Origin of the sequence: Krasilnikovia sp. M28-CT-15 (assembly GCF_047159595.1) — a bacterium.
In the GTDB taxonomy this organism is placed as follows: Bacteria; Actinomycetota; Actinomycetes; order Mycobacteriales; family Micromonosporaceae; genus Actinoplanes.
Map to the genome: position 1 here is coordinate 4,832,643 of NZ_BAAGAK010000001.1, position 23,887 is coordinate 4,856,529.

Here is a 23,887-nt window from a genome sequence, read left to right on the forward strand (position 1 = left end):
CGACCCGGCACGTGCGAGGCGCCTGGCCGGTGCCCGCACCTGCTCACCACCGGGCGACGAAACAGGTCCCTGGGCGACAGGCGAAGTGAGCCCGTGGACGGCCGCGAGCCTAGCCTCAGAGGGCGGCCCACCCCACAGGATGAAACGGAGCCCGATCACGCGTTCAACCGCCCTGCTCAGCCTGGCGATCGCGGCGCTGGTGATAGCCACCGCCTACGCCGCGGTATGGGCGCTGCGCCCGGCCGCGGTCCGTCTCGGGTCGCACCGGTGGGTGATCGGCGCAGAAGCCAAGGGCCGCGCCGGACTGTCCTGGCTGACCGTACGCATTGCCGCGGAGGTCGTCATCCTGACCGCCGGTGCAGTAGTGGTGGTGGCCCTGGCGGCGGTCTTCGTGGAGATCCTCGACGCGGTCACCGACGCCCAGGACCTGACCGCGCTCGACCGGGCAATCATCGACTGGTTGGCGAGTCGTCGCACGCCGGGGCTCACGCGCATCCAGATCGCCACTACCAATCTGGGCAGCGCCGTCGTCCTGATCACGATGGTGACCCTCTTCGCCATCGTCACCGCACGACGCCTTCGGTCGTGGTACCCGGTCGTCTTGGCCGTGATCGGCCTCGGCGGGAGCCAGACCCTCGTCGCCGTTATCAAGGTCGCCATCGCCCGGCCGCGACCCGACCCGCCGGCACAACTCGTATCCGCCACCGGGTACTCGTTCCCGTCGGGCCACAGCGCCAGCTCGTTGGTCGGGTTCGGGCTACTGGCATGGCTGGTGTGCCTGCTGACTAGCAACCGCACCGTCTGGGCCACCGCCTGGCTTGCCGCAGCGCTGGGCACTGCCGCGGTCGGTGCCTCCCGCGTCTACCTCGGCGTGCACTATCCCACGGACGTCCTCGGCGGCTGGGCGCTCGGCCTGACTTGGCTGGCAGTCGTTGCGCTCGCTGCCCAGGTGTGGCGGATGCGTGCATGACCCGTGACCCACGCCGCCGATGCCGGCTCGGGTGCACCGCGCGGAGGGCCGCACGGCGACACGATCGTGAGCGGACGTCGCCCTAGGATTTCCTGACGACGGGGAATCGGCGGCTGCGGCAGCCGATCCCCGCGGAGGAGCCCCGGCCCAGCTCATGGGGCGCCCACGATTCCCAGCCCGATGGTGAGAAATCGGCGGTTCCGATCAGGCCGTGGTTGATGCACTCACGCATCGTGCCGGCACGTCTGCGAGAAAGCCCGTCGGTTTCGGCGACTTTTGAGCGACGAGTCGAGCCAGACACTGTCGAGGCGTCATGGTCGGGACCGCGGTGCACAGCAGCCGGGCCGAGTCAGTGCGCCGGGTCGGCCGGTGGCCTGTGTACCGCCTGGGCGGCCACGAGTTCGATGGTGACGGCCACGGCGGCGGCTTCCACTGCGAGCAACGCGATCAGCACCATTAGCTGGACGGCGCCGGCCTGCAGCACGGAGCCGCCGCCGAGCATCACGCCGACGAACGCGCCCGGGAGCGTTACCAGCCCGACGGTGCGGGTCTGGTCGAGCGCGGGGACCAGGGCGCGGCCAGCGGTGGGCCGGCAGACCAGCAGCACCGCGTCGCGGGCCAGTAAGCCGAGGGCGAGCGCTGCTTCGTACTCGCCGTGCCGGGCCTGTAGTTCGTCCAGGGCGCGCCGTCCGGCCAGGGAGGTGGCGGTCATGGCCCCGCCGATCAGGATCCCCGCGGTGGGCAGCACCCCGGCCGGTGTCCATGGCACCGGCCGGGCGAGCGCGATCGCCGTCCCCGCGGGCGCCACTGCGGCGGCGATCGCCGCGGCGGCCGCCCAGGCGTTGCGCGGCGAGCCGATCCGGCGCGCCGAGGTGACCGCGGCGACGGCGAACATCATCACGATGAACGCCGCGGTGGACCACCACGAGCGCAGCACCGCGGCGATCACGAGGGACACCGCGCCCAGCTGCACGACGGCCCGCAGCGAGGCGGTGAGCACCGCGCGTGCTTCGCCCAGCTCGCCGAGCCAGGCGACCGCGGCCGCACCGGCCACGAGTAGGGCCAGCAGCACGGCGAACGACCAGCCCATCGTCGCGCTCACGGCGTGGCCGCCCCTGGGTCAGGCCGGCGCCGGCCGTGCGGCAACGGGGCGGGTGAACAGGATCAGCACCGCGATCGCGTACGCCAGCCAGACCGTGATCTCCAGAACGGTCGCGGTCGGTGTCACGTTGACCGTCGCGGCCAGCAGCGTCCCGTACCAGGAGCTCGGCTCGACGGTGCGGGACAGGTCGTAGGCGGTGGCCGTGCCTCCGGGCAGCAACCCGGCGGTCTGGAAGCCATGCACGGCGTACTTGGCGATGCCAGCGGCAACGAACACGAGCAGCACCCCGGTCCAGGTGAACAGCCGACCCAGGTTGACCTTGGCGACCGCCGCGTAGATCAGCCAGCCGAGCAGGACGGCCGAGGCCACCCCGGCGAGCATCCCGGCCAGCGGCGCGACGGTCTCGCTCGCGGCCTGAGCCGCGGAGAAGACCAGCAGCACCATCTCCACACCCTCACGGATCACCGCGACGAACGCCAGCGCCGCGACGGCGGCCCTGCCCAGGCCCAGCGCCTCGGTGAGTTTGCCGCCGAGTTCCGATTTGAGACTGCGGGCGCTGCGCCGCATCCAGAAGATCATCCAGGTCACCATCGCCACCGCGATCAGCGAGGTGACCGCCTCGAACAACTCCAGGCGCACACCGGAAGCCAGGGTGGTGGCCACGTAAGTGAGCAGGACGCCGAGCCCGGCGGCACAGACGATCGCGGTGCCGACCCCGGACCACAACGGCACGAGGCCGTCACGCCGGTCCGCCCGGGCCAGCACCGTCACGAGGATCGACACCACCAGAGCCGCTTCCAGGCCGTCGCGCAGCCCGATCAGATAGCTGGCGAAGAAGACGCTGCCCACACGGACCCCCTGGTGTGTTAAGCCTTACCTAACCACCCGCAAAATCCTACAGTTTGTGGGAGTTGTCAACTCGGCCCGGCGGCCCCAGCAAGACGCCGCGAGCCGCCCGGCATGGTGCCGGGCGGCTCGCGGGCCGGTCGTGAGGCCGGTCAGGCGATGTTCACGGTGAACAGCGGGTTGGCGGCCAGCTTGCGGAACGCGGCCAGGCTGGCCGGGGAGCTGTTGATGCTGATGTCGCGGTCGCCGAAGGCGTCCTTCTTGGTGTCGAAGTAGACGATGGCCTTGACCGCGGGCCGCTTGGCCAGCTCCGGCAGCACGCTGTTGAACTGGGCGGACTTGTCGGTCACCTTGCCGACGCGGTGGTAGGCGCCCCACTCGGCAACCATGATCGGCTTGCCGGGGTGCTTGCTGGTGGCCCAGTCGTACCAGCCCTGCCCGCCGTTCTTCGCCTTGCGGTCGAGCAGGTCGGCGAACTTGCCGTAGTGGTAGTAGCCCTTCTCCGCGGACACGTAGGAGTCCAGGCCGATCCAGTCCACCACGTCGTCGCCGGGGTAGAGGTCCTTCCACCAGGACTGCGCCATCCACTTCTCGTTACCCATGTACGCGACGACGTTGATCGCGTTGTTCACGCCCTTGGCGTGCAGGCGCTGGATGACGTGCCGGTAGGAGGCGGCGAAGTCCTTGGCGGTCATCCCGGAGCCGGCCTTCGGGTTGACGTCGTCCTCGGGCTCGTGGTTGAGCACCAGGAAGAACTTCTGGTTCGGGTAGGTCGACTTAATGTGGGCGGCGAACTTGTCGATCCGGGCGTCGAGTTTGCCCGCGGCGACGTTGGCCCAGGTGGAGCCGTACTCGACGCGCCAGTTGAGCAGCAGGACCCGTGGGTTCTTCGGGTCGCGGGTCATCGCGATTTCGGCCGGGGTGGGGAACGCCTCGTCACCCTTGTGGTAGGTGTGGTAGATCGTCGAGGTGCGACCGGACAGCTTCTCCCAGGTCTTCAGTTCCTGGTCCCGGGGCAGCGGACTGAACCCTCCAGCAGCGGCGCCCCAGAGCACGCCGCAGGACGGGACGAGCTTGTTGTCGGTGACGCACTGCTTGGTGGGCTTCGGCGCGGCGGCTGGGGCTGCGCTGGCGGCGTTGGTGGCGAGCAGTGCGACGGACGTGCCGGCCAGCAGCGCGCCGAGCGTGGTTACGACCTTGTTCACCTTGCGGCCCAAGACGATCTCTCCCCCGAGTCGGTCCGGCCCGTGTCGGCCGGTTACATGAAGGAGATTCGGGGTCGTGAGGTGTGCCTGCCGGTCCCATACGGGTGCCCGCCGGTTGCAAGTCCTACATCCTGTAGGTGCACTGCGGATGTGGTTGCCGTGTAGACGCCGGTATCGCAGGCGCCGCGATTTTCGGGTGTCCGTGCAACTCGGCGTCGAACGCGCCGAATCCCCGATGGTGGCTCTGAGGACGAAGCAGACGTGTACAGCTGCGACCTGCAGCGGGGCACCGGTTAGCCTGGCGGCGGAGGTGCAAGGTGGATAACCGCGGACCCCGCAGGGCACCGGGCAGCCTGGAAGCACAGGTCATGGGTGTGCTGTGGGCGACGGACGGGCCGCTGACCGCGGCCGCGGTGCGGGAGGCGCTCGGCGGCGAGCTGGCCCACAACACGGTGCAGACCATCCTGACTCGCCTGTACGAGAAGAAGGCTGTGCACCGGGAACGCGCCGGCCGCGGGCACGCGTACTGGCCGGTGCAGGACGGCGCCACCACGGCCGCCGCGCGGATGCGGGAGGCCCTGGCCGACCGAGGTGACCGGGTGGCGGTGCTGCGGCAGTTCGCGGCGTCGCTGGACGCCGAGGACGCCGACGTGCTGCGCGAGCTGCTCAAACCGACCCGGCCGCGGCGTGGTTCATGACCATCGCCGTGTACCTGCCGCTGCTGCTCGCGCTACCCCTGGCGCTGGCAGTCCGATTCATCGCGGCTCGGGGTGCCCCGGAATTCACCGCCAGGGCGTTGACCCTCGCGGCGGCGATCGCGGCGACCTGCTCGACGTGGTCGCTGGGGCTGCTCGCGCTGACCCTGCTCGACGATGTGCCGCCGCTGCGGGCGCTCGACGAACACCCGCACCTGGAGCTTCCCGAGCCGGTACCCGGCCTGGTGGCACTCGCGGCCGCGTTGCTGCTGATATGGGCCGCTGGCCGCCTCGGCCGTGACGTGCACCGGCGGATCGACACCCACCGCCGGCTGCGGGGGGTTGGAACACCAACCGGGGAGTTGGTCGTGGCCGACTGGGACACTCCGATGGCGGTGGCCGTGCCCGGCAGGCCCGGTCACCTGCTCGTGACCAGCGGCATGTTGCGCCTGCTCGACGCCGGCGAACGCGCGGTGGTCTTCGCCCACGAACAGGCCCACCTGCGCCGGCATCACCACCGACTCGTCGCGGTGTCCGCCGCCGCGGCCGCGGTGAATCCCTTGCTGGTCCCGGTTCGTGAGGCCGTCGTGTTCCTGGTCGAACGCGCAGCCGACGAGGAGGCCGCGGCGCAGGTCGCCGACCGGAACCTCGCGGCGCGGGCACTGGCCCGCGCCGCGTTGTCCACCGTCCCGCCGACCGTGCTGGGGATCTCCAGCGCCGCGACCGTGCAGCGGGTGCGGGCGCTGACCGCGCCTGCCCCCGCTGCCCGCTACCGTCGCCTGGCCGCGCTCGTGCTGCTCGGCGTGGGCTGCCTCGCCGCAGCCGTGGCCGCCACCGTCGCGTTCGTGGAGCTGGCCCAGGTGTGGCTGGCCTGAGCTGTGCCGCTACCAGCGCGTGAGGGCAGCGGCCGGCGAGATCCTGGGCGTGGTTGGCCGTCAATGGGTGCTGAATACGCTCCGCATCGGGGCCCGCGCTGCGGAATTTCCGGTGGGCGCCAAGCCGTACATCGCCTGCAACGTGCGTAGCAGGTGGTAGTGGTCGAGCCGGGCCGAGTACTGGCCGGGCTTGACGCTGGCGCCCGCGATGATCGTCGGGATGTGGTTGTGGTCGGTCCGGTTGTCCTCATCGAAGGTGAGGATGAACAGGCTGTTGTGCGTGGCCGCCCAGGAGATGTAAGCCGCGAACTGCTTCTTCAGCCACCGGTCCCCGATGTTCTTGGGGCAGTCGTGCATGTCGTGGCATAGGTCCGGGATGACGAAGGAGATCGTGGGCAGCTTGCGGTAGTCGCGCGGGAACGCAGTGAAGGGCTTGTGGACGCTGGACGGGACGTTGCTGAAGTTGACCCACGGCACATGCCGGCGCACGTAGCGGCCGGACGCACACCCGCGGTAGCCCGTGCGGGGAAGGCCCTCCGAATAGCCGGCGAAGCTGTAGCCGGCGTCCAGCAGCTGCCGGGCAAGGTTGGGCCTGCTGCCAAGGTCATGCGGGCAGTTGTTGTCCTTCACGCCCTGCGTCGAGCCGGAGAACAACGCCAGGTAGTTCGGCTGACTCGGGTAAGTCTCGGCGTAGAACCGGGTCATGTTCGCCCACCGGCGTGCGAGCGACGACACCCACGGTGTCAGCGGGTGCCCGATCACGGAGTCGTAGCGCTTGTTCTCCAGCATCACGACCACCACATGATCGAACCGCGGCGGCGATGCCGCCCCCGCCGCGGCGGATACGCCGACAGCAGCCCGCGGCAGACATAGGCCAAGACCGACCAGCGCGAGCGCAGCCCCCGCCGCCACACATTTCCGTACACGATTCACGAATCCTCCATAAGGCGTCCAAAACCTACGCCTTATCTCCTACATTATGTAGGAGCATGTCGAGGGCGAGGCTCGCCTCATCCGCCCAAAAGGTGACCGCCACCTTGGGCCCTTCGTGGCTTGACCATCGCAGCGCTGCGTCAATCAGGCTCTGACCTTCACCGACGAGGACTCGCCGATGGCCACCCTGCCGCTGTCGGTCATTGGCGCCTTCGCCGAGTTCGAGCAAGCCCTGATCCTGGAACGCCAGCGCGAAGGCGGCGCCGCGGCCAAGCAACGTGGCGCTTACACCGGCCGTAAACCCGCACTCACCCCCTAGCCCGTCCGTGATGGCCAGGGGGGTCAGAGCAGGCCGCCCGGATCCGCGAGCGCGTCGCCGCCGGCGAGCGAAAGCCGACCTCGCCCGCGAGTACGGCATCAGCCACGAGAGGTCGGTCAAGTCGCCTTATCGTCGGCCACCCTCCACCTGAGTCGCCATCGATTAGGCTTGGGCTTGACCCGATTCGACGGACAGGGTCGATGTGTTGATCTTATTTAGGCTGCCCGACTTGTTGGTAGGTCGTGGTGGCGGCGGGTGGCTTCGTACGCGGCAGGGCTGAGGTAGTCGAGGCTGGAGGTGAGCTCTCTGTCGTCGGCGGCGCTGTACGAGGGCGCCGTCGGATGCTCATCCGGCTCGAACCCGACGCTGGCTCGTCGTGTGTACAGCCGTTGCGCGAGCCAGGCGGTGACCAGCGCACCGAGGATCATGTCGTAACGCCCCAGCAGCGCGACCAGTAGGTCGAGGAACGCGAAAAACGTGAGCAGGCCGACCACTACGCGGACGCCGTCGCTTCCGTACGGGCCGGTCACGGCACCAGCAAGAGGCCCGCGGCAACGGGAAGCAGCGAGAGCGCTAGTACTGCAACGGCAGTTAGGTGAGTGCGTAGCCTCTGCGTTTGTAGTGGTGGAAGGTGCCGGAGGCCACGAGCGTGCCGGATCGCGTGTTGACGCGGAGGATGTCGCCGCGCGAGCAGCCGGGGACACCACTGGTACGCGTGAAGTGGCCCGAGCCGCCGCTCGAAGATGCGCATGGTGCCGACGCGGGTGCCGTGCATGTAGACGCTCAGGGTGCTCCCGGCGAGACGGCGGGCGTTCGACACCGATACCTCAAGGTGGCGGTGCTCGTCGGAGTCGTAGGCGCCGCGCCCGCGTTCGGAACGGTAGGCGCCGGGGCGGTCGTGTCGACGTCGACTTCGCCCCGGGACAACCGATGCGCGACCTGCGCTGTGCGGCGCGAGTGGGCGCACGAGCGCGTTGCGGGAGTCACCTGCCGTCGCGTGATTCATCGGGTCGGGCGGGCGGATCGGGGTGTCCCTCGAAGGCGTAGTCGTCGTAGGCGCGGGGATCCTCCCGCGGTTCCATATGGGTCAGCACGGTGGTGTCCGCCAGCCCGTCACGGATCGCCTGCTCGATCTGTTCGAGCAGATCGTGCCCGGCTTGCACGGTCCACGCACCGGGCACGAGCACGTGCACCGAGACGAACCGGTGCCGCCCGGACTGACGGGTCTGCAAACCGTGGAAGCCCACCTCGGCCGACCGGAACCGGTCCAGCGCGGCCACGATGGCTGCCAACTCCACCGGACCCAGGGACTGGTCCAGCAGCGCCCGTACGGACTGCGCGACCAGCAGGCCGCCCGTGACAAGAATGTTCACCCCGACAATCACGGCCACCACTGGGTCCAGCCGCTGCCAGCCCGTGACACCGACCAGCACGACACCGGCGATAACACCGGCCGAGGTCCACACATCAGTCATCAGATGCTTGCCGTCGGCGGTGAGGGTGACCGAGCGCTCCCGGCGGCCGACGCGGATCAGCAGCAGCCCCACGACCGCGTTGAGCCCGGTGGCCACCGCCGAGATCGCCACACCAAGCCCGAGGCTTTCCAACGCGACGGGATAGATGAACCGCCGCACCGCGCTGACCAGGATCACCCCCGCGGCTACGAAGATCATCAAGCCTTCGAGGCCGGCGGAGAAGTACTCCGCCTTGCCGTGCCCGTAGTGGTGACTGGCGTCAGCCGGTCGTGCCGCCACCGTCAACGCGACCAACGCGATGATCGCCGCGACCAGGTTCACCACCGACTCCGCGGCATCCGACAGCAACCCGACCGAGCCGGTGACCAGATACGCCACGAACTTCAACGCGATCGTCAGGACCGCGGCCGCGATGGACAGCCAGGCATAGCGCCTCAGATTCGGTACGGTATGAGTCGCTGCGCTCATGGGCGGTCTCGCGCTTCCTATTTCGTGTCACCGTCAGGAAGTCCGCAGGCGACGGCAGCAGCGTTGCGAGCCGTGTCCTGACGCCGGGGATCCTCCAGGGTCTTGATCAGCGGTGAACCGGGTGCATGGTCCCGCGATCAGGTGGGTGCCGAGCATGACCTGAGCCGGCAGGGCGTCCAGTCCGGCCGTGTCGGGTCAGTCGCCTTGATCTCTCCCCTCGCCGGGCAGTGGCGTGGAACTGAACTGGCCGGTCCACGAGGCCTTCGCCCCGGAGTCACCGATCCGGTAGACGTCGTAGATCCCGATGCCGGCGACGACGACCTCAACAGCGACGAGGATACGCGTCAGGACCGCCGATCCCGGGGCCGGAAACGTGCGGCCGCCCACGGGGGCGGCGCCGTTGTCGGGCTCGCGGCTACGCCACCAGACGATCAGCGCGAGGGCCGCCACGGGCAGGGCCACCCAGAGCGCGGTGTCGCCAAGCTCCGTGTGGTCGTGCAACAACGGAGTCTGGGCACCCGCCGCTCCGGCCCAACTGCGTCCGTAGTGACCGGCACGAGTGCCAGCACCGCCAGAGACAGCAGCGCGTTGGGTCCGGCCAGGCGGCGCCGCATCGCCGGCGACACTGCGGTGACCACGAGCAGCACGGCCGCCAGCGGTAGCAGCACCAGGATCGCGTGGACGAGCAGGACATGCGCCGGCAGTCCGTTGATCGTCGACATGCGGATCCCTTCACCCGGCGTGCTCGCGTGCCGTTGCCGAATTTTACGACCGAGTTCTCCCGAACAGTCGTCATACGACAAAACTCGCACGTGCGCGCGGACAGCGCCTGCCGACTACTGGCGATGCATCTACCGCCGCTGATACCGCGAATGCACCCGCCCCGAACCGACCGAACACGCTGGGCAACTTTTCGCGGTCCCATGTTTGATCATCTGGTCGTACCGCTCGGCGATGATGTCCCACCGGATCGGCCGCGTGGGTGGCGTTGTCCGACCGGAACCCGAGCACATCCAGCAGTTCGATCAGACCGCGCCGGTGGTGGTTGGAGTAGGACGCCTTCAGTGTGGTCTGCAGTCTCCCAGGGACCATTCGCGGACCTCGGGCATGTCCTCGAGGTGCTCTGCCACGTACGCCTCGTGGCGGGCGAGTTGGGCCTCGCACCACTGTTTGAGTTCGGTGGCGCCGCGCGGGAGCCGCCGGGCGTTGTTGATGGCATCCAGCACCAGGTGGTAGCGCGATGCCCGGTTGCGTACCGTCATGTCGAACGGTGTGGTGGTGGTGCCCTGCTCGATGAAGCCGCGCACCCGGAACCGGTCCGCGTCCGGACGGCCGTGCACGAGCTGGTGGATGGCGCCCGGGTAGCCGTGGAAGGTGAACACCACGTCGACGGTGTCGGTGAACAGCTCGGTGAACAGGGTGGGGCTCATGCCGTGCGGGTGGTCCTTGGGCCGGATCAGCGTCATGAGGTCCACCACGTTGACCACCCGGACCTTCATCCCGGGCAGCCGTTGCCGCAGGATCTGCGCGGCCGCGACGGTCTCCATGGTGACCACGTCGCCCGCGCAGGCCAGCACGATGTCCGGGTCGCTGGTGCCGTCGTCGGTGCCGGCCCATTCCCAGATGCCGGCGCCACGGGCGCAGTGGATGATCGCCTCGTCCATGGTGAGCCACTGCAGCTGCGGCTGCTTGTCGATGACGATCAGGTTGATGTACGAGCGCGACCGGAAGCAGTGATCGGCTACCGAGAGCAGGCAGTTGGCGTCCGGCGGCAGGTAGACGCGGGCCACGTCACCGCGCTGGGTCAGCACCACCTGGATCAGGCCCGGTCCCTGGTGGGAGAAGCCATTGTGGTCGTTGCGCCAGGCGGTCGAGGTCAGCAGCACGTTCAGGCTCGGCACCTTCGCCCGCCAGTCCAGATGCTTGGCCTCCTGCAGCCACTTGCCGTGCTGCACCGTCTGCGAGGCGCTGACCATCGCGAACGCCTCATAGGTGGCGAACATGCCGTGCCGCCCGGTCAGGGTGTATCCCTCCAGCCAGCCGTGACAGCTGTGCTCCGAGAGCACCTCCATGACCCGCCCGTCACGGCCGATCGCCACATCCTCACCGGTGACGTGCTCCATGAAGGCGCGGTCGGATGCCTCGAAGACCGCACCCAGCCGGTTGCTGTTCGTCTCATCCGGGCAGAACAGCCGGAACCGGTCGGGATTACGGCGGTAGATGTCACGCATCAGTTCGCCGAGCCGGCGGGTGGACTCGGCGCGCAGCTGCGCCGGTGCCTTCACCTCGACCGCGTAGTCGCGGAAGTCGGGCAGGTCCAGGTCGCGGGTCAGCAGGCCGCCGTTGGCGTGCAGCGACGCGCTCATCCGCAGCTCGCCCTCCGGCGCCAGGCCACGGACCACCGCGACGGGCGCGCCGTCCTCGTCGAAGAGCTCCTCCGGCCGGTACGAGCGCAGCCAGCGCTCCAGGATCGCCAGATGCTCCGGGTTGTCCCGCACCCCGGACAGCGGCACCTGATGCGAGCGCCAGCTGCCGGTGACCCTGATCCCGTCGACCTCCTCCGGGCCGGTCCAGCCCTTCGGGGTACGCAGCACAAGCAGCGGCCAGCGCGGACGCGTCCCGTCCCAGTCCCCGCCCCGGGCGGCCTGCTGGATGGCCCGGATCCGGCCCCAGGCCTCGGCGAGCGCCGCGGCGAACCGCTGGTGCATGCCGGGCAGGTCCGCCCCCTCGACCTCGATGACGTCGTATCCGTGGCCTTCGAACAGCCTGCGTACCTCGGCCGGATCCTTGCGGGCCAGCACCGTCGGTCCCGCGATCTTCGCGCCGTTGAGGTGCAGCACCGGCAGCACCGCGCCGTCACGCTGCGGGTTGAGGAAGGAGATGCCCTTCCACGAGCCCTCCAGCGGGCCGGTCTCCGCCTCGCCGTCGCCGACCACGGCCAACGCGAGCAGGTCGGGATTGTCCATCACCGCGCCGAACGCGTGCACCAGCACGTAGCCCAGCTCCCCACCCTCGTGGATGGAACCCGGCGTCGTCACCGAGACGTGGCTGGGAATCCCGCCGGGGCTGGAGAACTGACGGAACAGCCGCCGCATCCCCGCCTCGTCCTGGGTGACCGTCGGATACACCTCGCTGTAGGTGCCCTCCAGGTAGCCCGCCGCCACCAGCGCCGGCCCACCGTGCCCCGGACCCGCCAGGTAGATCGCCCGCTGGCCGGTGTGCCGAATCAGCCGCGACAGGTGCGCGTAGACGAACGACAGGCCCGGGCTGGTGCCCCAGTGACCCAGCAAACGCGGCTTGATGTGCTCCGCCGACAGCGGCTCGCGCAGCAGCGGGTTGCCCTGCAGGTAGATCTGCCCGATGGTCAGGTAGTTGTTCGCCCGCCACCAGGCGTCCACCTGCGCCAGCTCCCCCTCATCGGGCGCAGCCAGGCGCCGCACCGCCAGGTGCAGCTGCTCCTCGGTCACCGCTGTCACGATCTCCCTCTCCGTCGAGCGTCCGGCTGCGTTTCGCGCTGGCAAGACACTCTCGACCGTAGGGATACGAGCAGAGCGCCGCCAAGGGACGAAGTCAACCCTGCGCGGGACTTCCGGCCCGAACCGCTCCTCAGCCGGCCATGGGCGCGCGAGGTGGCGTCAAGGCGCGTGAGACCGGCGCCGGGGGCTCGCCGGGCAATGCGGTGCGGCAAGCTGCATTCCTCAGCCCAGACAATCTTCGGGGTGGTGGCCTTGACCTGGTCCATTGTGAGGCTTCGAGTGATGACCGGGATCGGGCGTGTCGATTCTGCTGCTCCCATGCGGTACGGCGGTGGCGGTTTGGAACATGCCGGATCGCTAACGGTCGCTAGCCGCCATCATGGATCGTGCGCAGCCGACACCCACTGGGATCCCGATGTCGGACGTGGTTGGCAACTCTCCGGGTCATCAGGCCGAAGAGTCCGAAAGATCCACTATCGGTCGGTGGTGTCACCTGCTTGACCAACCAGCCCGCACAGTCCGTGTGCCGGTGCACCGCCTGAGTAGCTGGTGGAGCGCCGGGTCCCGATCGGCCCTACCGGGTCGGGATCTTCGGCCCGTACCAGTGGGGTCGTTGCGCACGTCCAACCGCCGCGACAGCAGCTGATGATCTAGGTGCACACGACGGTAGTCGGCACGGCGCACGGAAGGGGCAGGACAATGAGGTCGCGCAGGATCGCCAGCGTGCTGATGGCTTTGGTCGGGGCCGGGATGGTCGCGGCGGGCCCGGTGCTGGTGTACGAGGGCGTGCACGGACAGAGCATGATCACCGACGAGCTGACCGCTCAGAAGATCACGTTCCCGGCGGAGCGGGCCCAGCTTCCCGACGGACTGAAGGAGTACGCCGGACAGCAGGTCACCACGGGCAGCGACGCGAAGGCATACGCCGACCTGATCGCCGAACACGTCGCGAAGGCGACCGGCGGCAAGACCTACTCGCAGGTCTCCGAGGAATGGATCGCCGGCGGCCGCAAGGACGCGCAGCTCGCGCAGGTGCGGCAGACCGCGTTCATGGGCGAGACGCTGCGCGGTTCCCTGCTGAGCGCGTACCAGGCCGAGCAGGTCACCTGGCTGGTCATCGGGCTCGGCGGACTGTTCATCGCGCTCGGCGCCGTGGCCGGCGTGACCGCGTACAGCATGCGACCCCGCAGGATCGTGGTCCCGGCCTCCCCCGAGGCGCTGGTCAGCCGGCACCTGCCCGTCAGCTGACACCGCGCCCACGCAACGAGGGCCGTCCCCCACCGGGGCGGCCCTCGTTGGCACCTGACCGGCCCGGACTGTTCGGGGCGGAAGGGCCGCGAAGGACCCGCCGGCCACGCTGCGGGGCCGCCATCAGGAGGAGCAGACGGCATGGTAGCCGGGTCATGAGAGCGGCTGCGGGCGAGATCATCGTCGCCCTGCCGGCTGCGATATCGGGCCTCACCGCCCCAGGTGTCCGCCGTGACGACCTGCGGACGGTGACCGGCAGCCCCCACCAGCAGTTGGGCCAGGTTCAGGCAGGGAAGGATCGAACGAGTTGAACCGACGTGCAGCAGGCGACGCTGATGGGCGAGCCCAGCAGAGCCGGTCCGTTAGGGCGTTGTCCGGTGGGCTTCCTGGAAAACAGCGTCATTCGCGGCGACGAGACGGGCGCATCAGCCAGTCGGAGCCTTGTCCGGTGTCGGCATCGACCCGGGTCGGCGCCGGTCACGGTGAGCCGTTCTGGGCGGGTTCGCTGACGAGCGTCGTCGCGGCGACGGGGTCGGGTGTCGATGGGCTGTCCGGCATAGCGGCGGCCCAGCGGTCGGCCCGGTATGGGCCCAACCGGCTTGCGGCTGCCCGCGACCATAGAGGCTGGCGGCTGCTGTTCGCACAGTTCACCAGTCCGATCATGCTGATCCTGATCGTCGCCACGGTGATCTCCATGGTGCTCGGCGATTTCACCGACGGCACGATCATTCTGGTGATCATCGCGGCCAGTGGCGGGCTCGGGTTCTGGCAGGAACACTCCGCCGGCCGGGCTGTCGACGCGTTGCTGGCCCGGGTGCGGGTGCAGGTCGAGGTCCGCCGTGACGGCCGTGAGATCTCGGTCCCGGCGGAGAACGTCACTGTCGGCGACGTGGTGGTGCTGCGCGCCGGAGACATCGTCCCGGCGGACTGCCGGGTGATCACCTCGCATGCGCTGCTGGTCGACGAGGCGGCGCTGACCGGCGAGCCGTTCCCGGTCGACAAGCTGCCCGACCCCGTTCCCGCCGATGCACCGCCGGCCGAACGCCGCTGTGCGCTGTTCGCCGGAACCCACGTCGTCAGCGGAGCCGGTACGGCCATCGTGGTGCAGACCGGATCGGCGACCGAGTTCGCCGCCGTGGCTGCTGAACTCGCCGCCCGCGACGTGACGACCGGGTTCGAACGTGGCATGACCGCGTTCGGGCTGCTGCTGATGCGGGCGATGGTGGTCCTCGTCGCCGTGATCTTCGCGGTGAATCTGGTACTGCACCGGCCGTTGGTGGAGTCGTTGCTGTTCTCCCTCGCGCTTGCGGTCGGGCTGACCCCACAACTGCTGCCGGCCATCGTGGCGGTCAGCCTGTCCGCTGGAGCCCGCCGGATGGCCGACGAGCGGGTGATCGTGAAGAGACTCGACGCGATCGAGGACTTCGGCGCGATGCGGGTGCTGTGCACCGACAAGACCGGGACGCTCACCGACGGGGCGATCCGCCTGGGCGGCGCGTACGACCTCCACGGGCGGCCCGACGACGACGTGCTGCGCCTGGCCCGGCTCAACGCCGCGTTGCAGCACGGCTTTCCCAATCCCATGGACCAGGCGATCCTGGCCGACGCGGCACCGGACGGACCCGAAAGGTGTCTGGACGAGGTGCCCTACGACTTCACCCGCAAACGGCTGTCCGTGCTGACCGTCGATGCGGGCACCCCGGTGCTGATCACCAAGGGGGCCGTCGACACGGTCCTCGACGTGTGCGGCACCGCGCGTGTGGGAACCGAGACCCACCCCCTCGCGTCCGTGCGCGCCGAGATCCAACGCCGGTTCGAGCAGCTGTCCACCGCCGGCTACCGGGTCATCGCGGTGGCCACCCGGGCAATGCCCGGGCGCGCCACCGTCACCGTCGCCGACGAAACCGACATGACCGTGGTGGGGCTGCTGGCCTTCCACGACCGCCCGAAACCCCGTGCCGCCGAGGCGGTCGCCGACCTTGCCGCCCTCGGGATCTCGGTACGGATGGTCACCGGCGACAACCGGCTCGCCGCCACCCAGGTCGCCCAGCAGGTGGGCCTGACCGGTCCGGTGCTGACCGGCGCCGAGATCGACCGGCTCAGCGACACCGACCTCGCCGCGCAGGTCGCGCGCATCGAGGTCTTCGCCGAAGTCGAGCCACTGCACAAGCAACGGCTCGTGGCCGCCCTGCGCGCCGACGGGAGCACGGTCGGGTTCCTCGGCGACGGCATCAACGACGCCGCCGCGTTGCACACCGCGGATGTGGGCATCTCGGTGGACACCGCGGTCGACGTGGCCAAACAGTCCGCCGCGATCGTCCTGCTGGACAAGGACCTGGCCGTCGTCGCCGACGGCGTCCGGCTGGGCCGGCAGACCTTCGCCAACACCTTGAAGTACGTCCGGGTCACCACCAGCGCGAACTTCGGCAACATGCTGTCGATGGCGGCGGCCGCCGCGTTCCTGCCGTTCCTGCCGCTGCTGCCACGCCAGATCCTGCTGCTGAACTTCCTCACCGACATCCCGGGCACCACCATCGCCACCGACACCGTCGACCCCGAGCAGGTCCGCCGGCCGAGGACCTGGAACATCGCGTCGATCCGTACGTTCATGCTGGTCTTCGGTGCACTCAGCTCGGTGTTCGACATCGCCACGTTCCTGGTGCTGCGGTGGGGCTTCCACGCGCCGGCCGCGTTCTTCCGCACCGGATGGTTCGTGGAGTCCGCCGCCACCGAACTGGTGGTGATGCTGGTGTTGCGGACCAGCCGACCGTTCTTCCGCAGCCGCCCGGGCAGGGCGCTGCTGGCCAGTAGCGCGGGCGTGGCCGCGATCATCCTCGCGCTGCCCTACACGCCCCTGGCTGGTCCCCTCGGGCTGACCCCGCTGCCTGCGACGATCCTGGCGGTCCTGGGGCTGCTCACCGGGGGATACGTCGCGGCCAACGAGATGGTCAAACGCCGGTTCGCCGCTGACACGACGGGCTGACCCGCCCGCTGCGGAACCCATTCCTGCAGGGGGCTCACCACAGCCCGTAGACCGGGCCGATGAGGAAGACACCGACGAGGCCGATGGTGTCGATGAATCCGTGTGCCAGGATAGGCGCCCACAAGGTCCCGTACCGGTAGCGCAGGACGCAGTAGAAGATCCCGTTGACCGCGCTCACGGTCACCCCGACGATCCCGTACTCGGTGTGCAGCAGGCCGAACAGGAGCGACGACAGCACTGCGGCGACGGCCAGGCGGACGCCGGTCCGGCCGACCACCTCCGTCACGCGGGTCTGGACGTACCCCACGAACGCCACCGTCTCGCCCAGGCCCGCGACAACCCAGGCCAGCGCGATCCAGGCGAGCAGCATGGTCACGTTGCCGCGCAGCGACAGGAACATGCTCATGTCCTGCCTGGTTCCGGTGAGGTGGTTCTCGATCGGCTTCAGCAGACCGATGTCCACCAGCGTCCACGCGGCAGCCAAGCCCAACGTCTTCGCGGCCAGCGCCCACGGGTGACGCACCCGGTGGAACCCGACGGTGGACAGGCCCGCACGGCGGACCATGAGGGACAGCACCATCACGGCGAGAATGACGGCGGCGGGGATCGCCAGATCCCGCCGCGCAGGAGCAACGACAGGCTCAGCGCCGCCGGCGAATGGTTCTCGGCCGGAGACGTGTCCCCATCGGTCAGCCCCGGTCCAGCAGGTGGCGTACCTCCTCCACGTCGACGATCTGGGTGGTCGGCAGCCGCGGCGGGTGCGCCGCGCCGATGTGGTCCGGGTCCGCGATACCGATCCGGAGCACCAGATACGGCCAGCCCAGATCGGCGATCGCCCGGCGCAACGCCGCCCGGGTCACCGGCACCTCGACCACTGCGCTGAGCGGGAGCACAGAGGCACCGAGCCGGGTCGCGGTCAACCACGCCGCGGACAACGCCTCCCCCGCCCGCAGCCAGGACAACGGCTCGTCAGAGGCACCGAACAGCACCGCGTACCGGGCCGCCTGGTCATGCCCGGGCCCGGAGGGCAGCATCCCCGGCTGCCCGAAGTCTCGCTCCGGCACTGTCGTAACCGGTTGCGCACCGGTCAGGGTGGTCGGCGGAATGCCGAGTCCGTCGTGGCGTCCGATCCAGTACGCCAGCTCGCCCTGAATCTCGGCGTCGTTCCTTTCCACCGCGTCGGCCCGCGATGCCGCGGCGGCGAGGGCGTAGACCTGCTCGCGGGTGAGCAGGCCACACGCGGTGTCCTCGGCCTCGGCCGCGGCCGCCACCTGCGTCAGCGTGGCGTCCGGGACCGGGATGTTGCTGACCGGGCGCCGATCGGTGTGTCGGAGTTCGACGGTCTGCAACAGCCGCGCCGCGGCAACGTCGGGATGCCGGCGTGCGGTGGGAGTGAGCACCGCGAGCAGGTCGGGCCGGGCAGGTGCCGGCAGCCGATCGACGCGGTACTCCCAGCCGGTCGCGGTCAGCGCCGTGCGGGCGTGGTGCAGGGCGGTTCCACAGCTGAGCATCAGCAGGCGGCCGTCCGGATCGACCACCGCCAGCTGCCGACTCCGCACGGCGGTCAGCTCCATCCGGTCGGGCCGGATCGTCCACCGCCAAGGCTGCGTGTTGTGCACCGATGGGGCGTACCCAGCCATCGCTGCGGCCCGCGCCAGGATCGCGGCGGTCGAGTCAGCGCACATCGTCATTCCACAGCACCCTCTTCCAGCGCCAGACTCTCACCTCACTGTGAATCATCGGCCACGCGGTGGCACGAGGCGAAAGACCTGGTCAGCCCGGGACCCTTGATCCAATATGACGGTACCCGTCACCTCACACGACGCCGGACTCCGACGTCGGCGCACGGCCGGAACGCCGTTCCGTGCGGGCATCTCGGCGGCCGGGTGAGGACATTGGCCTCTGGTCGCGGTCCACGCGGAATGTGACGCTCACGGTCTTCCCAAGGAGGCTGGGTGTGGGCGATGGTGCCGGGACGGACCTACGACAGCGCCGGACGGCGCCGGTGATCCGAGCCCTCGTCAGACGAAGGCGCAGGCTTACCTGGCTCGAGGCCCTCGCCGCGGTTGCCACGATCACCGTCGGCGTCGTGCTGACCGGCGCGAGCGTGGTGATCCGCACAGACCCGGACCGCTACCCCGACTTCGCCACGGCCTTGTGGTGGGCGATCACGACCGTCACGACTGTGGGATACGGCGACGTCGTCCCGGTCAGCCACGCCGGACGGCTGGCGGCGGTTGGCCTGATGTTCGGGGGCATCGGCATGTTCGCCTGCCTCACGGCGGTCGCCGCCTCGATGATCGTGGTCAGCGAGGTCGGAGAACAGGAACGGCAGATCGAAAACGAGGAGCACCGGATCGAACGCATCCAGGACATGATTCTCACCCGCCTCACCGAGATCGACGCCCACCTGAAGAGCATCGAGCACTTGCGACAACCTTCCGGACAGCGCCGCAACTCGACGACACCGAAGCCGACTCTCGGATCTCGGCCGCTCCAGCTGCTCGGCCCGCGGAAGTGGCGGGACGCGCGTCCGCGATCGCGGCGCCGCAGCCGTCAGTCGTATGCCGGCCGCACCCGGCCCCCCAAGGACCAGGCTGGGTGAGGGTGCGCTCACACCGCCGCTGGTCGCACTCACTCGCAGGAGTGGCGTCGCCCCGGTGTCTGGTTCCGCACAATGACCATCAGGAGGTTCCCGTCATGTTGACAACGTCTGCCGCACTGCGCCGTGCGCTGCTCGCCGGTGCGGCTCTGGCCACCACTGTCGTGCTGTCCAGCTGTGCCGACGGCGCCGGGACGCGGGGGCCGGGCATGGGCCACGGCATGGGCGCCCCGGCGGCGTCCGCCTCGGCCGGCGCGGTGTTCGACACCGCGGACGTGATGTTCGCCCACATGATGATTCCGCACCACCAGCAGGCCATCGCGATGGCCGACCTCGCGCCGACCCGCGCGGACAGCAGTGAGGTCAAGGCCCTCGCCGCCAAGATCAAGCAGGCGCAGCAGCCCGAGATCGACACCATGACCGGGTGGCTGGTCGCCTGGGGTCAGCCCGCCCCGATGCCCGGGATGAGCGCCGGCACGGCCGTCCCCGGTCTCAGCCGCGGTCCGATGGCCGGGATGATGTCAGCCTCAGACCTGTCCGCGCTGGCCGGATCCACCGGGAGCGCGTTCGACAAACAGTTCCTCACCATGATGATCCCGCACCACCAGGGCGCGATCACGATGGCCGAGTGGGAACAGGCGCACGGCGCCAACCCCGATGCCAAGGCCCTGGCCGCGAAAATCATCACCACTCAGCAGGCCGAGATCGTCACCATGCAGAACCTGCTCAAGAACGGGTAGCGGTGTGTACCCCAGCCACATGACGATTCACGATGCCCCCGCTTGGGGCCGCATGCGGTGACGTTCGGCCCTGCCCGCGGTCTCCGCCTGGATGCAGGCTCAAGGTGTCTGCAAAGGTTGCCTGAGGGATGACGGGGAGGATCGACCATGCGATCCACCGCGCCCGGGACAGCGTTCGCGACGGCCGTCGAGACCCACGCCGCCGTGGTGTATGTGGCCGGGGACCTGGCGTTCAAGCTGAAGAAGCCCGTCGACCTCGGGTTCCTGGACTTCCGCGACCGCACCACTCGGGAGGCGGTGTGCCACCGCGAGGTCGAGCTCAACCGGCGCCTCGCTCCGGACGTCTACCTCGGCGTCGCGGACGTGCATGGTCCGGATGGGAACGTGTGTGACCATCTGGTGGTGATGCGGCGGATGCCAGCGGACCGGCGGCTCACCACGCTGCTGGCCGCGGGCACGCCGGTCGACGGGGAGGTGCGCCGCCTGGCGCGGATGCTCGCCTCGTTCCATGCCCGCGCGCGCCACGGCCCGGAGATCGACGCGGAGGGGCGCCGCGACGCGCTCCGGGGTCGCTGGGATGCCACCTTCGCGCAGCTACGCCCGTTCCACGGCGCCGTGCTGCCCGAGCTCACTGCCCGTACGATCGAGCGACTGACCCACGACTTCCTGGCCGGCCGCGGTCGGCTGTTCGCGGATCGGGTCGCGGCCGGCCGCATCGTGGACGGCCACGCGGACCTGCTCGCCGACGACATCTTCTGCCTCGACGACGGTCCCCGGATCCTCGACTGCATCGAGTTCGACGACCGCCTGCGGTACGTGGACGGCCTCGACGACGCGGCGTTCCTCGCCATGGACCTGGAGCGCCTCGGTGCGCCCCGGCTCGGCGCGGCCTTCCTGGACTGGTACGCGGAGTTCGCCGCCGACCCGGCTCCGGCGTCGCTGCGACACCACTACATCGCGTACCGGGCGTATGTGCGGGCGAAAGTCGCCTGCCTGCGGCACGCCCAAGGTGACCCGGCCGCTGCCGCTGGCGTCACCGTGCATGCCGACCTGGCGCTGCGGCACCTGCGCGCCGGCGTGGTGCGCCTCGTCCTCGTCGGCGGCGCGCCCGGCACCGGCAAGTCGACCCTCGCCGGCCGACTCGCGGACCGGCTCGGCGCGGTGGTGCTGAACAGTGACCGCATCCGTAAGGCGCTCGCCGGCGTCGCCGGGGAGCAGTCCGCCGCGGCGCCGTACCGCGAGGGCATCTACGCCGCACGGTGGACCCGGCGGACCTACGACGAACTGTTCCGTCGCGCCGCCCGCCTCCTCGATCGCGGGGAGACCGTGCTGCTCGACGCGTCGTTCACCGACGCGGGTCAGCGGGCGGCGGCACGCGACCTGGCAACCGCCACGCACAGCACACTCACCGAACTGCGCTGCACGGCCACGCCCGCCGCCGTGAGGCAACGCATGGCCGACAGGGTGGGCGACCCGCACGAGGCGTCCGATGCGGACGCGAGGATCGCGGCAGCCTTGGCGGCCGAGGCGGACCCGTGGCCCCAGGCCCGCACGGTGCCCGCGGACACCACGCCGGACGCGGCGTTGACCACCGCGCTCGCGGCCCTCGACGAATCCGGTCAGCTCGTCCTGGTGTGAAGGCAGCGAGGCGGCAGCCTCGAATTTCCCGTTCCGAAGGGAGGCGTCATGCCGGTCCCCTGGTTGGTCTTCTGGTCGGTCACCGAACTGGTGATCGTGGTGGCGGCGGTGTGGTCGTGGTGGAGCCGCCGGGCGATGTATGTCGGCCGGATCGCCGTCGCCATCCTGTTCATCGCGGGTGGCGCGCTGTTCAACACGCTCCACCTCATGGGTGGTGGAGACTACGCCGGATTCGCCGATGCGTCGTACCTACCGTTCGTCACCGACACCTGGCGCGCGGTCGTGGCGCCGCATCAGCATGTCTTCATTCCGCTGCTCGTCGCGTTCGAGGTGGCCGTGGGCGTGCTGACGCTCACCGGCGGGCGCTGGACACGGCTGGCCCTGGTGGCCGCGATCGGCTTCCACATCGGGTTGATGTTCTTCGGCTGGTCGTACTACCCGTTCTCGATCGCGATGATCGCCGCGTTCGCCCTTCTGTTGCATGCCGAACTCCGGGGCGAGGGCGCAGCGGCTACCGACACGCCGCGGGCAGAACCCATCCGGCACACCACGCAACGTCGGTTGCACCGCACAGGCTCCGTGCCCCGGCACGGGTGAGCGTCACCCAATCTGCTACGACCCCGCCGCGAGCCCGACCATGGGCAAGGACTCGGCCCGCGATGGCCGGGGACAAACGGCACTGCCGCGCGCATGCGCACGTGAACCGCAGGCCGGCCGGGCTTTCGTCCGCTGCAGCTCGCCGTGCGTGCCCGGCGCTCGCCGCAGGGGCGCCATGACGGCTGCCCGGCGGGCCCGCCGTCATGTCGCAGTCTCCGGCGACCATACTGACGGAACCGACCGAATTGCCGCTTCGGTGACGGTATGTTCGTGCCTCGAGCGGCGAACAGCATGCTGCACCTTCCGCATTGGGCGAGGTGACCAGGAGATGAGGCCCCTACGGCGACGGATCGTCGCGGTGCTCGCGACGGCGGTCGTGGCACTCGGTGCGGGTGGCGTGTCCGCCCCTCCTGCGTACGGCGCGGCCCGGGACTGGACTCAGGACGGCTATGGAGCCGCCCGGACCTTCTACAACCCTGCCGAGTCGGTCATCAACGCACGCAGCGTCAACGGCCTCAGACGCCAATGGTCGGTCGCCCCGCCGCAGGCGCAAGATTGGACCTGTTCCGGAACGACGACGCCGCTGGCGGCCGCTGGAAGAGTCTTCGTCGCCGACGAGACCGGGGTGGGCGCCTACCAGGCCAAGACGGGTCGTCGGATCTGGCACCATCACTGGGACAGCCCCGACCAGGCGTCGACACCCAGCATGGCCGTGTCCGGTGGCCTGCTGCTGGTCGGCGTCGCCGACTGTGAGTCCATCTCCTCGGTGGGCGGCGACATCTTCGCCTTCAACGTCGCCACCGGTAGGCTGAAATGGCACCAGGGCCTCCCACGGCCCGCCCATTTCCTGCTCGTGGACAGGGGCGTCGTGGTGACCTCCGGTGCATCCGACACCCTCGGGGTGACCGCCTTCCGCGTCAGCGACGGCAGAGAGCTGTGGACCCTTCAAGGCTACTTCGCGGGCGCCGCGGCGAACGGACGACTATTCGTGTCCAGCGCCTATGACGTGTTCCGCATCGCAGCGGTGTCCATCACCACCGGCAGGAGAATCTGGACCACCCCGGAGCTCAGCACGTCGGTCACCGGCGGGGTCACGGCCGCCACACCGGCGGGCGACCTCGTCTACGCCGTGTACGAATCCGGTCTGCTGTGTCTGCGGTCCTCCAACGGTTCCGTGGTGTGGCGTGACCCCAGCACGGCCTGGCCGCTCGCCACCGACGGCCGCCGCATCTACCGCGCGTCCGGCAGCAGCATCGAGGCCCTCGGCGCCCGGACCGGGCAACGGCTGTGGACGACGCGCCTGACCGGGAACACCGGCCCGCCGGTGCGCGCAGGAGGACTGCTCTACACCGCCGTGGCCGACGGCAAACCGCTGGGGATCCTCAACGCTGCCAACGGTACGGTCGCCTCCACGGGCCGGCACCTCGGCAGGTTGGACGGAGGGCACGTGGTGGTGTCCGGTGGGCGCCTTTACATGACCATCGGCAACACCCTGGTGGCATACGCCCCCTGAGCCGCCTCGTGTGCGGATCCGTCGGCGGCCAGCGCCGCAGCGGCAGGGCCACGTTCGACGGCGCGGCACACCCAAACCAGCGATGGGTACGGCGCGAGGTCGCGCGACCAGGAGGTCGCCGTGGTGGTTCACAGCACTCATGAACGGCAATGGCGGTAATCCAGGACGAGATGATCGGCGGCCAAACGGTACGTGCCGGGGG

At 69.7% G+C, this 23,887-nt stretch carries 20 protein-coding genes and 1 pseudogene; 11 read left to right on the forward strand and 10 right to left on the reverse strand.

Going from position 1 to position 23,887, the window contains the following annotated elements; genetic code table 11:
• The first annotated feature begins 85 nt into the window (after window positions 1–85).
• The gene (locus ACMCNO_RS22020) at window positions 86–970 is read left to right on the forward strand and encodes a phosphatase PAP2 family protein (RefSeq protein WP_412751356.1); all 885 of its coding nucleotides are present in this window, start codon (window positions 86–88) and stop codon (window positions 968–970) included.
• 349 nt (window positions 971–1,319) lie between these two features.
• Here ACMCNO_RS22020 and ACMCNO_RS22025 read toward each other — a convergent pair whose 3' ends face one another.
• The 3 genes from ACMCNO_RS22025 to ACMCNO_RS22035 form a co-directional block, all read right to left on the reverse strand.
• Complete coding sequence (locus tag ACMCNO_RS22025; protein WP_412751357.1) at window positions 1,320–2,072, reverse strand: ABC transporter permease; 753 nt, start codon at window positions 2,070–2,072, stop codon at window positions 1,320–1,322.
• Between the two features lie 18 nt (window positions 2,073–2,090).
• Entirely contained in the window at window positions 2,091–2,921 is an 831-nt protein-coding gene (gene efeU / locus ACMCNO_RS22030) for an iron uptake transporter permease EfeU (RefSeq protein WP_412751358.1), read from the reverse strand.
• A 149-nt stretch (window positions 2,922–3,070) separates the two neighbouring features.
• Window positions 3,071–4,123, reverse strand: a complete 1,053-nt coding sequence (locus tag ACMCNO_RS22035) for a glycoside hydrolase family 26 protein (protein ID WP_412751359.1) — start codon at window positions 4,121–4,123, stop codon at window positions 3,071–3,073.
• Window positions 4,124–4,440: 317 nt separating this feature from the next.
• Here ACMCNO_RS22035 and ACMCNO_RS22040 point away from each other — a divergent pair, with 317 nt between their 5' ends.
• Together ACMCNO_RS22040 and ACMCNO_RS22045 are read left to right on the forward strand one after the other, a co-directional pair.
• Complete coding sequence (locus ACMCNO_RS22040; protein ID WP_412751360.1) at window positions 4,441–4,821, forward strand: BlaI/MecI/CopY family transcriptional regulator; 381 nt, start codon at window positions 4,441–4,443, stop codon at window positions 4,819–4,821.
• Window positions 4,818–5,693 carry a M48 family metalloprotease gene (locus ACMCNO_RS22045; RefSeq protein ID WP_412751361.1) on the forward strand — a complete coding sequence of 292 codons (876 nt, stop codon included), beginning with the start codon at window positions 4,818–4,820 and terminating at the stop codon, window positions 5,691–5,693. The genes ACMCNO_RS22040 and ACMCNO_RS22045 overlap by 4 nt, the downstream gene beginning before the upstream one ends.
• 60 nt (window positions 5,694–5,753) lie before the next feature.
• Here the strand turns inward: ACMCNO_RS22045 and ACMCNO_RS22050 are convergent, their stop codons facing one another.
• Window positions 5,754–6,482, reverse strand: coding sequence for an alkaline phosphatase family protein (locus ACMCNO_RS22050; protein WP_412751362.1), 729 nt, complete (start codon window positions 6,480–6,482; stop codon window positions 5,754–5,756).
• Window positions 6,483–6,765: 283 nt separating this feature from the next.
• Here ACMCNO_RS22050 and ACMCNO_RS22055 point away from each other — a divergent pair.
• Window positions 6,766–7,096: pseudogene (locus tag ACMCNO_RS22055) on the forward strand (recombinase family protein); the annotation flags it as partial.
• Between the two features lie 64 nt (window positions 7,097–7,160).
• Here ACMCNO_RS22055 and ACMCNO_RS22060 read toward each other — a convergent pair.
• From ACMCNO_RS22060 to ACMCNO_RS22075, 4 genes are all read right to left on the reverse strand, one after another.
• Complete coding sequence (locus ACMCNO_RS22060; RefSeq protein WP_412751363.1) at window positions 7,161–7,475, reverse strand: hypothetical protein; 315 nt, start codon at window positions 7,473–7,475, stop codon at window positions 7,161–7,163.
• 453 nt (window positions 7,476–7,928) lie between these two features.
• The gene (locus ACMCNO_RS22065; RefSeq protein ID WP_412751364.1) at window positions 7,929–8,888 is read right to left on the reverse strand and encodes a cation diffusion facilitator family transporter; all 960 of its coding nucleotides are present in this window, start codon (window positions 8,886–8,888) and stop codon (window positions 7,929–7,931) included.
• A 195-nt stretch (window positions 8,889–9,083) separates the two neighbouring features.
• On the reverse strand, window positions 9,084–9,389 hold the full coding sequence (locus tag ACMCNO_RS22070) for a hypothetical protein (protein WP_412751365.1): 306 nt from the start codon (window positions 9,387–9,389) through the stop codon (window positions 9,084–9,086).
• Window positions 9,390–9,949: 560 nt separating this feature from the next.
• Entirely contained in the window at window positions 9,950–12,340 is a 2,391-nt protein-coding gene (locus tag ACMCNO_RS22075) for a phosphoketolase (RefSeq protein ID WP_412753770.1), read from the reverse strand.
• A 747-nt stretch (window positions 12,341–13,087) separates the two neighbouring features.
• Between ACMCNO_RS22075 and ACMCNO_RS22080 the strand changes: the two genes are divergently transcribed.
• Window positions 13,088–13,612, forward strand: a complete 525-nt coding sequence (locus tag ACMCNO_RS22080) for a hypothetical protein (RefSeq protein WP_412751366.1) — start codon at window positions 13,088–13,090, stop codon at window positions 13,610–13,612.
• A 448-nt stretch (window positions 13,613–14,060) separates the two neighbouring features.
• Complete coding sequence (gene mgtA, locus ACMCNO_RS22085; protein ID WP_412751367.1) at window positions 14,061–16,595, forward strand: magnesium-translocating P-type ATPase; 2,535 nt, start codon at window positions 14,061–14,063, stop codon at window positions 16,593–16,595.
• A gap of 34 nt (window positions 16,596–16,629) precedes the next feature.
• Here the strand turns inward: mgtA and ACMCNO_RS22090 are convergent, their stop codons facing one another.
• Both ACMCNO_RS22090 and ACMCNO_RS22095 read right to left on the reverse strand, forming a co-directional pair.
• The gene (locus ACMCNO_RS22090; RefSeq protein ID WP_412751368.1) at window positions 16,630–17,175 is read right to left on the reverse strand and encodes a CPBP family intramembrane glutamic endopeptidase; all 546 of its coding nucleotides are present in this window, start codon (window positions 17,173–17,175) and stop codon (window positions 16,630–16,632) included.
• A 109-nt stretch (window positions 17,176–17,284) separates the two neighbouring features.
• The gene (locus ACMCNO_RS22095) at window positions 17,285–18,286 is read right to left on the reverse strand and encodes an Acg family FMN-binding oxidoreductase (RefSeq protein ID WP_412751369.1); all 1,002 of its coding nucleotides are present in this window, start codon (window positions 18,284–18,286) and stop codon (window positions 17,285–17,287) included.
• A 266-nt stretch (window positions 18,287–18,552) separates the two neighbouring features.
• On the opposite strand from ACMCNO_RS22095, the gene ACMCNO_RS22100 reads away from it, so the two are divergent.
• From ACMCNO_RS22100 to ACMCNO_RS22120, 5 genes are all read left to right on the forward strand, one after another.
• Window positions 18,553–19,200 (forward strand): potassium channel family protein, encoded by a 648-nt coding sequence (locus ACMCNO_RS22100; protein ID WP_412751370.1) that lies wholly within the window; start codon window positions 18,553–18,555, stop codon window positions 19,198–19,200.
• Window positions 19,201–19,295: 95 nt separating this feature from the next.
• On the forward strand, window positions 19,296–19,937 hold the full coding sequence (locus ACMCNO_RS22105) for a DUF305 domain-containing protein (RefSeq protein ID WP_412751371.1): 642 nt from the start codon (window positions 19,296–19,298) through the stop codon (window positions 19,935–19,937).
• 147 nt (window positions 19,938–20,084) lie between these two features.
• Window positions 20,085–21,575: an AAA family ATPase gene (locus ACMCNO_RS22110; RefSeq protein WP_412751372.1), complete on the forward strand. Its 1,491-nt coding sequence runs from the start codon at window positions 20,085–20,087 to the stop codon at window positions 21,573–21,575.
• Between the two features lie 48 nt (window positions 21,576–21,623).
• Window positions 21,624–22,172, forward strand: a complete 549-nt coding sequence (locus tag ACMCNO_RS22115) for a hypothetical protein (protein ID WP_412751373.1) — start codon at window positions 21,624–21,626, stop codon at window positions 22,170–22,172.
• A 328-nt stretch (window positions 22,173–22,500) separates the two neighbouring features.
• Complete coding sequence (locus ACMCNO_RS22120) at window positions 22,501–23,685, forward strand: PQQ-binding-like beta-propeller repeat protein (protein WP_412751374.1); 1,185 nt, start codon at window positions 22,501–22,503, stop codon at window positions 23,683–23,685.
• Window positions 23,686–23,887: the final 202 nt, after the last annotated feature.